The organism is Nocardia sp. 2TAF39, assembly GCF_052114905.1.
Lineage (GTDB): Bacteria > Actinomycetota > Actinomycetes > Mycobacteriales > Mycobacteriaceae > Nocardia.
On sequence record NZ_JBFRFQ010000011.1, the window covers coordinates 126,936 to 136,661 of the forward strand.

Here is a 9,726-nt window from a genome sequence, read left to right on the forward strand (position 1 = left end):
CAGGCGGGAGAGGACATCAGCGAGCGTTCAGGCGATCGCGGTGCGCAGCGTGAACCAGCCCGTGGCGGGATCGGCGAAGCCGTGATACATCAGGCGGATGCGCTGATCGACCTCGAAGTGGCGGTACACCGCGAACATCGCGCTGCGTGTCGCGTCTTGCTGGAAGTCGTCGGTGCGGCGAAATCCGATGAGCCGCTCCGGGAGCAGCGCCAGCCGCGTCAGCTCGGCGGGATCGCCGACGTCCAGACCCATCGGCGCGGTATCGGAGATGTGATGGTCGTGCAGGATGGCACGGACCGGGCCAGGGTCGGGGAGATCGGACCGGAACGCCTGGAACTCGATGCGCACCAGCCGTCCCAAATCAGCGGAAGCCGACTCGGTCTGCACCAACTCGACCAATCCCGCGTCGAGGCTCGGCGCGCCTGGGTCGTCGGCGAGCGGCGCCTGTTCGAGCAGGTGCAATATGCTGCCGCCAGGTATCAGCGGCTCCGGGGCGAGAAACAGCGTGACGGTGGGGCAGGTGCAACCCCGGCCGAAGAGGCAGACTTTCATGTGCGACGGATCGGGCATGCGGCCTCCTCCGGGGAACGGGCGGAAATTCGGCCCTGGCTGGATCGGGACTTCGAGATATGCCGATCGCCGAGTCGCGCTGGCGCCTCGACGGCCGACCGTGCCGCAGTTTCCAAGTCTAGGAGTCCGGCCAGGCTTGTGCATCGGTGCCGCAAACCGGATTCGGGCGGCCCGCCGCCGCACTCGGGCTGCTATCTTGAACGTCGTTCAAGTTTTGTAGTGAAGGATGTCGTCGTGGAGGGTGTCGAGAACTCTCGGGAGTCGAGGGTCGGTATTTCCGCGCGGGACATGGCGCAGATCGCCGTGTTCGCGGCGCTGATCGCCGCGTTGGGTCTGCCCGGTGCCATCACGGTCGGATTCAGCGGCGTGCCGATCACCGTGCAGACCCTCGGTGTCATCCTGGCCGGTGCGGTGCTCGGGACCCGCAAGGGTACGGCTGCCGTCGTGGTCTTCCTCGCGCTGACGATGATCGGTTTGCCGCTGCTGTCTGGTGGTCGAACCGGATTGACCGCGCTGGCGGGACCCAGTGCCGGCTACCTCATCGGCTGGATTCCCGCAGCCCTGTTCATCGGCCTGCTGACCGCCCGGATTCTGCCGCGATACCCGATCGTTCTCGGTCTGCTTGTCAATGCGGTCGGCGGGATTTTGATCATCTATCTCTTCGGCACCGTCGGGCTGCTGCTCCGCACCGATTTGGGTGTCGGGTCCGCCGTCACCACCAACTTCGCGTTTATTCCAGGCGACCTGGTGAAAGTTGTCGTGGCGACTGTGGTCGCCAAGGGAGTGCACCGTGCGTACCCCGGTGTGATCGGTGCGTAGTCCCGAACTCGGCGGCGAGGGCGATCAGCTTGCTATCGACTTCGGTGGCCGCACCTACACCTATCGGCAACTCGACGATGCGATCGAGCGGTGGATCGACCGGCAGGGACCGCACGCGCTCGTCTACGAAGCGTCGACGCTCGCGGTTCCGGATGCTTTGATCTGCGTCTGTGCCGCGGCGCGGCGCGGCGTTCCGGTGACGGTCGAGAACCCCGATGCGCGTCCCCACCGCCCGAGCATTCCGCCGTCAGCGTTTCTGCTGGTGGCGACATCGGGCTCCACCGGGCGTCCACAGCCGCTCGCCCGGACGGCGGCATCCTGGTTCGACAGTTTCCCCGCATTCACCACGATCACCGGCGTCGAGGCTTCGGACCGTGTGCTGATTACCGGCCCGTTGCACGCGACGATGCATTTGTTCGGTGCGCTGCACGCGCTGTGGCGAGGTGCGTGCGTCACCGACGACCTGTCGCAGGCCACGGTGGTGCATGCGGTCCCCGCTGTTCTGCGTGAGGTGGTACGTAGTGCTCCGAATCTGCGTACCGCGATCGTCGCGGGCATCGCCCTGGACGACGGCGCTCGGACAGCGGCGGACGGCATCGAGATCATCGAGTACTACGGCTCCGCGGAAGTCTCACTTGTCGCGGCGCGGCGCGTGCCCGAGCCGCTTCGACTGGTGGACGGCGTCGATGCCGACGTTCGCGGTGGGCTGCTCTACGTCCGGTCTCCCTACCGCGTAATCGGAGCGCCCGAGTGGTTCGGTGTCGGCGATCTCGCGGAGCTCGGGGACAACCGTGAACTGACCGTCCGGGGCAGGGGAGAATATGCGATCAATGTCGGCGGCACCACCGTGGTCGCCGAGGATGTCGAACGCATCCTCGAGACGCTCGACGGCGTCGCCGCCGCGGCCGTCGTCGGATCGCCGCATGCGGTGTTCGGCGAAATCATCACGGCTGCGGTGCAACTCGACGGCGCCGCGAGGATCGACGAGGTTCGGACGCGAGCACGTCGGGTGCTGACCAGGGAGGCAATGCCCCGTCGCTGGGTGCTGCTCGGATCGCTGCCGCGGACTGCCAACGGCAAGGTTGCCCGTGGTCGGCTGAAAGACTTGCTGACATGAACCATGTCCCCGTTCTGGTAGCGCCGCGTCGGACCCCGATCGGCAACGCCGGGCACGGGTTCGCCGATCTGACTACCACTGATCTGGCCGCCCCTGTGCTGCGCGACGTGCTTTCGTCGCTGCGTGGTGCCGGTATCGACGCCGAGGTGGACGATGTGGTCCTCGGTAACTGTCTCGGGCCGGGTGGTGACCCGGCCCGAATCGCGGCATTGCAAGCGGGCTTGGGCGTGCACGTTCCCGGCGTAACCATCGATCGTCAGTGCGGATCCGGCCTCGACGCGGTCATGCAGGCGGCGTTGCGTGTGCGCAGCGGCGCGGACGAGCTCATTCTGGCCGGTGGCGTCGAATCGGCGAGTACGGCGCCGTGGCGGTTCTGGCCGCCGACATCGGGCACCGACCCCGTGCGATACACCCGCGCTCCCTTTGTGCCGCAAGGCTTTCCCGATCCAGAAATGGGTGTGGCCGCCGACGATCTCGCACGAATCCGTGGTATCGGCCGTGAGCGGCAGGATGCCTATGCGGCACGCTCGCACACGCTCGCCGCGGCGGCCGACTTCTCGGGGGAGATCGTGCCGATCGGCGATGTGCACCGAGACGAACGCATTCGCGCAGGGATGACCGAGGCCCGGCTCGCGCGGCTGCGCCCCGGTTTCGGGGCAGGCGGAACGGCGACAGCGGGCAACTCGTGTGGCATCTCCGACGGGGCTGCGGTAGTGGCGGTCACCAGTGAGTCGCTCGCAGCGGGGCTGCCGGCGCTGCGGATACTTGGTTCCGCGGTGGCCGGATCCGACCCTGCCTTTCCCGGTCTCGGACCGGTCCCGGCAATACGCAAACTATTGCGGCGAACCGGATTCCATGCGGCAGATCTTGATGTCATCGAGATCACCGAGGCCTTCGCGTCGGTGGTGCTGGCAGTGTCGGATGAATTGGGGCTGGACGAGTCCAAGATCTGTCCACAGGGCGGAGCGATCGCGCTGGGCCATCCTTGGGGTGCGTCGGGAGCCATCTTATTGGTGCGTTTGGCAAGTCAGATGCTCCGTGCGGGCGGAGCCGCAGTCGGGCTCGCGGCATGTGCGATCGGCGGTGGGCAAGGCATCGCCATGCTTGTGGAGCGTGTGTCGTGAGTGAGATCGTCTTCGACTCGGTGAGTCACGCTTTTGCGGATCGAAAAGTCTTGCGCAACATCGATTTACGAATCCGAGAGCGCCGCATCGGCATCATCGGATCGAACGGTTCCGGCAAATCGACCTTGGCGCGCATGATCAACGGGCTGCTGACGCCGACTTCCGGCACCGTCACGGTCGACGGAGTCGACGCAGCCAGGAAGGGCGCGCAGGTGCGGCGCAAGGTCGGGTTCGTGTTCACCGATCCCGACACCCAGATCGTCATGCCCACGGTGTCGGAGGATCTCGCTTTCTCATTGCGGCGAACGGGTCTGAGCAAGCAGGAAGTAGCGGCGCGTGTCGAGGAGATACTGGTTCGGTTCCGACTCGAGGAGCACGCCGACCATCCAGCTCACCTGTTGTCCGGTGGACAGAAGCAGTTGCTCGCCATCGGCGCCGTCCTCATCCGCAGGCCTGAGGTGATCATCGCCGACGAGCCGACCACCCTGCTGGACTTGCGGAACACCCGCGTGGTCGCCGAGGCACTGGATTCCATGGATCAGCAGGTGATCGTAGTGACGCATCAGCTGTCGCTGTTGGACAGTTTCGAGCGGGTCATCGTCATCGACGAGGGTGGCGTGGCGTTCGATGGAACCCCGGACGACGCCGTGCCCGCTTACCGGGAATTGATCGAATGATCGGCATGTATCTCCCGGGTGACTCGCTGCTGCACCGGATGCCCGCCGGGCTGAAACTGATGCTGTTGATCGTGTCGATCGTGACGGCGACGGTGTTCGTGCGCAGCCTGCCGCAGGTCGGTGTTGCCAGTGTGGTGGTGGCGGGGTTGCTTGCGGTGGCCCGTATTCCAGTGAAAGTCGCTCTGGCGCAATTGCGTCCGGTGGTGTGGTTAGTGCTGATCATCGCGGTGTTCCAAGTGTTGACCACCTCGCCGGCGCGGGCTGTCGTCGTATGCGGCGTTCTGCTGATCTCGGTGGCCCTCGCGGCACTGGTCACGCTCACCACTCGCGTGACGGACATGCTCGACACCGTGACACGCGCACTCGGACCGCTACGGAAGTTCGGCGTCGATCCCGACCGGGTCGGGCTTTTGCTGGCTCTGGCCATCCGGTGTGTTCCGTTGCTGGCCGGGATCGTTCACGACGTCGCTCAGGCGCGCCGCGCCCGCGGGCTGCAATGGTCGATGACGGCACTGGCCACGCCTGTGCTGGTCCGGGCGCTGCGCACCGCGGATGCGATGGGCGACGCCCTTGCCGCGAGGGGAGTGGACGATGACTGAATTGCTGGGCGAACGTATCGCCCGACAGGCCGCCGACGCCCCGGAGTCGACAGCCATCGTTTCCAGTCGCGAGAGCGTCGACTATCGCGAGTTCTGGTCAAGGGTCACTCGCACTGCCGCAGGGCTCGGCGGTATGAACCGGGTTGCCGTGCTACCCACGTCGGATGTCGGATCGCTTGTCGTCGTGACGGCGGCGATGCACGCCGGTGTCAGCGTCGTGCTGCTGCACCGGCACTTGCTGCCGAGTCAGCTGGCCAGGGTGCTCGAGCTCGCGAAACCCGGTGCCGTCGTGGCCGCGTCGCAACAACACCGCCGGTTGCGGAGGCTGTGGGATATGACGGGACCGTCCGGACGGCTGCAGCGCTGGAATCAGACGGTCCGGTCGGCCATGCGCATCCCGGCACCGAACTGCTGGTCGGTATCACCTCGGGAACTACCGGTGAACCGAAGTTGTTCGTGCGCAACCAACGATCGTGGGCCACGACTCTCGATCGTTCCGACAGCACGTTCGACATCGCGAGCCGAAATCGCGTTTCGGTGCCCGGCGTCCTCGATCACACACATTTCCTGTACGGCGCGTTGCATGCCCTCACCCGAGGCGCGACGGTGGATCTGCGACCAGTCGTGCAGGCTCTGCACGACGGGCCCACACACCTGTATTCGGTGCCGACGATCGCCTGGGATGTGGTGCGGTCGGGGATTGCTCCGGTCGAGAGCGTCCGTGGGGTGCTGTCCTCGGCGGCCCGGTGGCCGCACACGGGCCGTCGAGCGCTGCAGGAGATCGTGCCGAACGCGTCGCTCGTGCACTTCTACGGCGCGTCCGAATTGAGTTTCGTGTCGTTCTCTCGGGGACTCGGGACAGCCGACGAGGATTCGGCGGACAAACTGTTCGATGGCGTCGAGGTGCAGATCCGAGACGGCCTGGTCTTCGTGCGCAGCGACATGTTGTTCGACGGCTATCTGACCGAGGATGGTGTGGTGGACGGTCCCGTCGAGGGGTGGAAGTCGGTGGGCGACCGGGGCCGGGTGGTCGATGACCGCCTGCAGTTGTTCGGCCGTCACAGCGACATGCTCATTCGGGCGGGACTCAACGTGGAACCCGCCGCTGTCGAGGCGGCGCTCATCGCGATTCCGGGTATCGCGGAGGCCGCCTGCATCGGAGTGCCCGACGCGCGAATGGGTGAGGTGCCTGCGGCCGCGATCGTAGTGGACGGCAACGTTCCGAGTTCCGACGAAATATGGCGACAACTGCGCGCGACCTTGCCGAGTCCGAGTATGCCGGTCCAAGTCCTGGTGGTCGACAGCCTGCCGCGCACACCACGTGGAAAGCTCGATCGTCGGGCTCTCTCCGTTACCCTCGCCGCCCATCGCGGCGGCGGCCGTCCCGTCGGGATCGGGGATGAGCCCGACCGCTGACCCCAGCCGTCGAATTCGGCGTCCGCAGCCACCATCGACGCGCTCGATACGCGTTTGCCTCACGGTATTGCAGGACGGCGGCTGGCGTCGTACGCCGCACTGGCCACAGCGGGGCGTCCTCGCCCGGCATGGCGGGGTCAGATCACCGTGCCGACGTCTGTTGCGACCAGATTGTCGAGAGCGATGTGGTTGTTCTGGATGTAGCTCGGTGGTGTTGAAAGGCTGCCCGCCGCCATCGCCAGGGCGTTGCTGGTGAGGATCTTGTTCTCCAGGACATTGCCGAAGGTGTCGAGCTGTTCGACGTGGACGACCCAGCGGCTGTCCTCGGCGCGTTCGACATCGGCGACCTGGTGCGGTGTCTCCACCCGCACCCGGCGGCGGCAGTCAAGGTCAGCAGTGACCGGCGCGTGCGTGAAGGTCGACAGTTTCGTCAAGAGTGGGTGGCGCTCGCCCGAGGGATTCGACCACCGAATCCTGGTCGCACGTGGAGGTCTGTCGGTGCACCTTGCGGCGGCCCGAACGACTGGATTCGGTGCATTAATGTTTCAGGAATGGCAGCACGCCGCGCGAACCGCGGGCCGAAGGCGGCGCCGGGAAACCGGGCGGCACTGATTCGGGCCGCGCGGGTGGTCTTCGCGGAGAACGGCTTCGACGCGCCGCTCAGCTCGATCGCGCGCACCGCCGGGGTGGGGCAGGGCGTGCTATATCGCCATTTCCCGAATCGCGAAAGTATTGCGCTGGCCGTGTTCGAGGAGAACATCAGTGAGGTCGAGGCAATTGCGGCGGATCCGGACGCGACCGTCGACCACGTTCTCGCCGTAATCGTCGCCCAGCTCGTCTCTTCCGCGGCGTTCATCGCGATGTTCGATCCCACCAGCACGGACGATCCTCGCCTCTTCCAGGTCGCGTGGCGCCTGATAGACCTGATAAACCGCAAGCTCGACGACCCGGACCGGCGTGGCGCGCTGCGCGCGGACGTGACAGCCTCGGACGTCGTCATGGCGATCGCGATGCTCGCCGCGATTCTCGCGAAGACGGCGCCGCCTTCGCGCGAGGAGACGGCCATACGTGCGTGGTCGCTGCTCGAACGCGGGCTGCACGGTTGAACCCGCCCCGGCGCGGCGATCGTGGCTCGGTTCGGCTGGTGCGGCCCACCGGGGCAGGCCGGCACCTGCGGCTCAGGCTTCGATTCGTGCCGCAGTGACCACCACAGCGGTGTAACGCATCGTGAAGTTACCGCCGACCGCAGCCAAGGCGGCGCAGGTGCTACGCCCCGGTGGACGGCTGGCAGTGTTCTGGATCGCGTTCCAGCCCCCGTCCGACGTGCGTGAAGTCTTCGCAGTGGTCTACCGCCGGGTCATGCCCGACTCGCCGATCTATCAGCGCGGAATGCCCGGCCCGGACGGGTACTCGGCGTCGGGATTGCGGGCCGGGCCCGGTGGTAGCGCTCGGGGTCCGAGTCGAACGACTCTGCTACCTGTCGTGTCGGTGCGGTTCGTTGACAGACAGATTCACTCGCTCCGGCCGTATAGTGGGCACATGCCCACCATGGTGGGCATGTGCCCACTCGTCACTCGAGTGGTGCTGAGCGAGGCAAGGAGGGATGCGCGGTGCCGACCGGGTTGGCTATTCGTGGCGTGCGGGAACAGCTGTTCGACGCGGCAGAGCGTGTGCTGCTCCGGGACGGGCCGAGCGCGCTGACCAGCAGGGCGGTCACGGCGGAGGCAGGCTGCGCCAAGGGCGTTCTGCACCGGCACTTCGACGACTTCGACGCATTTCTTGCCGAATTCGTGCTCGACCGCACCCACCGGATGGATACTCAGGCCGCTGCCCTGCGCGACTCCGCTGGGACCGGCACCGTCGCCGACAACCTCACCGACGCGCTGACGGCCCTGTTCGAGTCGGTCGCTGTGGCGATCGTCGCCCTCCTCATTTTCCGGGACGAGCTGCGTGCCCGGCTGCGCCACGCCTGGCCCGCCGGTGTCCCGGTCCTCACGGAAGCTGCGACCATGATCGCCTCCTATCTCGCCGCGGAGCGTGAACTGGGCCGCATTGCCGCCGATGCCGACGTCGACACACTCGCTCCCACGCTGATCGGGGCCGCGCACCTGCTGTTCGCCGATCGGAAAAGCGCACCGCCCGAGGCCGGAGCCGTCCGCAAGATGGTAACCGCGGTCATCGCGGGGGCGCTGTTCCGCTGATCCGGCTTCATTCGGTGGCACACCTTCGAACTCACGGCAACCGGCCCGGCGACCTGAGTTGTCACAGCAGTAACTCTCCGGACTTGCCGGGCCGGTCCACGGACAGGGCTTCGGTTCAGGGGGTCCAAGTGATGCGGCCGCCTTGGAAGTCCTGGGCTTTGCCGTTTTCGAAGTCGTATTCGTCGCTGGTGGGGTAGCCGTAGCGGCCTGCTTCGGAGCCTGCGGCTTCCCAGCTATCGCGTAGGGCACCCCAGACGACGTGGGCTCCCGTGCGAGGGGAGTAGTAGATGGCGCCGCCGTCGAAGAGGTTATAGCGGCCGTTGTCTTTGCGGGCGGCGGTTTCGTCGGTGATGGGGAAGCCGAGGGGGCTGTTTTCCCAGCCGTAGCTGCCCCATTTGTCACGGATCGCGCCGCCGATTTGGTGGGCGTCGGTGCCGAGAGACCAGTAGATGGAGCCGCCTTGGAAGTGGTTGTAGGCGCCGGGTTTGGTGGGGGTAGCCGTTTCGCGGGTGACGGGGTAGCCGAGTAATCCGTTCTCGAAGCCGAGGTTGCCCCATTTGTCGCGAATGGCGCCGCCGATTTGGTTGGCTCCGGCGCCGGGGTGCCAGTAAATAGCGGCGTTGCGCTGGAAGGTTTGATAGCGACCGCCGCGGGCGGCGTCGGATTCGGGGCTGGTGGGGTCGCCGAAGAAGGCTGGGCCGCCTGCTTGGTCGTATTCGACCTCGATGGCTCCGCCGATGTCGAAGGGGCCGATGGGACGTGCGGTGGCGTCGGTCGTGCTCAGGGTAGCGGCGAACAGGGCCGCGGTGACGAGAGTAGCGACCGTGCTGCGTCTGCCTGGCCGGTTGTGGGTTCGCGGTTCCAAAGGATCTCCCTGAAGGGGTGTTGTGTTGGCTGGATACGAGCGGTCGGACACACGACATCTCCTGTGTCAGTGCGTGCTGCTGATCGTTAGCGCGGCATCGTTCTTTGGTGACGAAGTCGGCCATGGTGACACGCTTATGACAGCGAGTGGCGCGTGTTCGATCTGGTTGTGGCAAATCTAGCCCGTGTGGGTGAACAGTGAATCGCCCCGGGTTTGGTGCTCACCTTCTTTCTTGAGGAGGATGGGCACACCATGCCAGCGAAGTACGACGAAGCGACCAAGGCCAAGGCTGTCCGGCTGGTTGTCGAGCATCGAGATGATTACGACAGCGAGTGGGC

At 66.2% G+C, this 9,726-nt stretch carries 10 protein-coding genes and 1 pseudogene; 8 read left to right on the plus strand and 3 right to left on the minus strand.

Annotation, left to right across the window (positions count from 1 at the left end):
* Positions 1-27: 27 nt before the first annotated feature.
* Entirely contained in the window at positions 28-570 is a 543-nt protein-coding gene (locus AB4Z47_RS09430; RefSeq protein WP_441949580.1) for a hypothetical protein, read from the minus strand.
* 234 nt (positions 571-804) lie between these two features.
* Between AB4Z47_RS09430 and AB4Z47_RS09435 the strand changes: the two genes are divergently transcribed.
* From AB4Z47_RS09435 to AB4Z47_RS09460, 6 genes and pseudogenes are all read left to right on the plus strand, one after another.
* Complete coding sequence (locus AB4Z47_RS09435; RefSeq protein ID WP_441949601.1) at positions 805-1,389, plus strand: biotin transporter BioY; 585 nt, start codon at positions 805-807, stop codon at positions 1,387-1,389.
* Entirely contained in the window at positions 1,382-2,506 is a 1,125-nt protein-coding gene (locus tag AB4Z47_RS09440; RefSeq protein ID WP_441949581.1) for a class I adenylate-forming enzyme family protein, read from the plus strand. Before AB4Z47_RS09435 ends, AB4Z47_RS09440 begins: the two co-directional genes overlap by 8 nt.
* Entirely contained in the window at positions 2,503-3,630 is a 1,128-nt protein-coding gene (locus tag AB4Z47_RS09445; protein WP_441949582.1) for a thiolase family protein, read from the plus strand. The genes AB4Z47_RS09440 and AB4Z47_RS09445 overlap by 4 nt, the downstream gene beginning before the upstream one ends.
* Positions 3,627-4,307, plus strand: a complete 681-nt coding sequence (locus AB4Z47_RS09450) for an energy-coupling factor ABC transporter ATP-binding protein (protein WP_441949583.1) — start codon at positions 3,627-3,629, stop codon at positions 4,305-4,307. Before AB4Z47_RS09445 ends, AB4Z47_RS09450 begins: the two co-directional genes overlap by 4 nt.
* Positions 4,304-4,906, plus strand: a complete 603-nt coding sequence (locus AB4Z47_RS09455) for an energy-coupling factor transporter transmembrane component T family protein (protein WP_441949584.1) — start codon at positions 4,304-4,306, stop codon at positions 4,904-4,906. The genes AB4Z47_RS09450 and AB4Z47_RS09455 overlap by 4 nt, the downstream gene beginning before the upstream one ends.
* Positions 4,899-6,322: pseudogene (locus tag AB4Z47_RS09460) on the plus strand (AMP-binding protein). The gene AB4Z47_RS09455 and the pseudogene AB4Z47_RS09460 overlap by 8 nt, the downstream one beginning before the upstream one ends.
* Before the next feature lie 137 nt (positions 6,323-6,459).
* Here the strand turns inward: AB4Z47_RS09460 and AB4Z47_RS09465 are convergent.
* A complete protein-coding gene (locus AB4Z47_RS09465; protein WP_441949585.1) occupies positions 6,460-6,687 on the minus strand; it encodes a hypothetical protein in 228 nt (75 codons plus the stop codon).
* Positions 6,688-6,873: 186 nt separating this feature from the next.
* Between AB4Z47_RS09465 and AB4Z47_RS09470 the strand changes: the two genes are divergently transcribed.
* Both AB4Z47_RS09470 and AB4Z47_RS09475 read left to right on the plus strand, forming a co-directional pair.
* Positions 6,874-7,428 carry a TetR family transcriptional regulator gene (locus AB4Z47_RS09470; protein WP_441949587.1) on the plus strand — a complete coding sequence of 185 codons (555 nt, stop codon included), beginning with the start codon at positions 6,874-6,876 and terminating at the stop codon, positions 7,426-7,428.
* A 504-nt stretch (positions 7,429-7,932) separates the two neighbouring features.
* Positions 7,933-8,523, plus strand: a complete 591-nt coding sequence (locus AB4Z47_RS09475; protein ID WP_441949588.1) for a TetR/AcrR family transcriptional regulator — start codon at positions 7,933-7,935, stop codon at positions 8,521-8,523.
* 115 nt (positions 8,524-8,638) lie between these two features.
* On the opposite strand, the gene AB4Z47_RS09480 is transcribed toward AB4Z47_RS09475, so the two are convergent.
* Positions 8,639-9,388, minus strand: coding sequence for an LGFP repeat-containing protein (locus AB4Z47_RS09480; protein WP_441949589.1), 750 nt, complete (start codon positions 9,386-9,388; stop codon positions 8,639-8,641).
* Between the last annotated feature and the right edge of the window lie 338 nt (positions 9,389-9,726).

What these genes read in the sequence shown, in the direction of transcription:
- AB4Z47_RS09430 (WP_441949580.1), bottom strand. Translation starts at nt 570, where the DNA reads ATGCCCGATCCGTCGCACATGAAAGTCTGCCTCTTCGGCCGGGGTTGC.
- AB4Z47_RS09470 (WP_441949587.1), top strand. Translation starts at nt 6,874, where the DNA reads ATGGCAGCACGCCGCGCGAACCGCGGGCCGAAGGCGGCGCCGGGAAAC.
- AB4Z47_RS09445 (WP_441949582.1), top strand. Translation starts at nt 2,503, where the DNA reads ATGAACCATGTCCCCGTTCTGGTAGCGCCGCGTCGGACCCCGATCGGC.
- AB4Z47_RS09455 (WP_441949584.1), top strand. Translation starts at nt 4,304, where the DNA reads ATGATCGGCATGTATCTCCCGGGTGACTCGCTGCTGCACCGGATGCCC.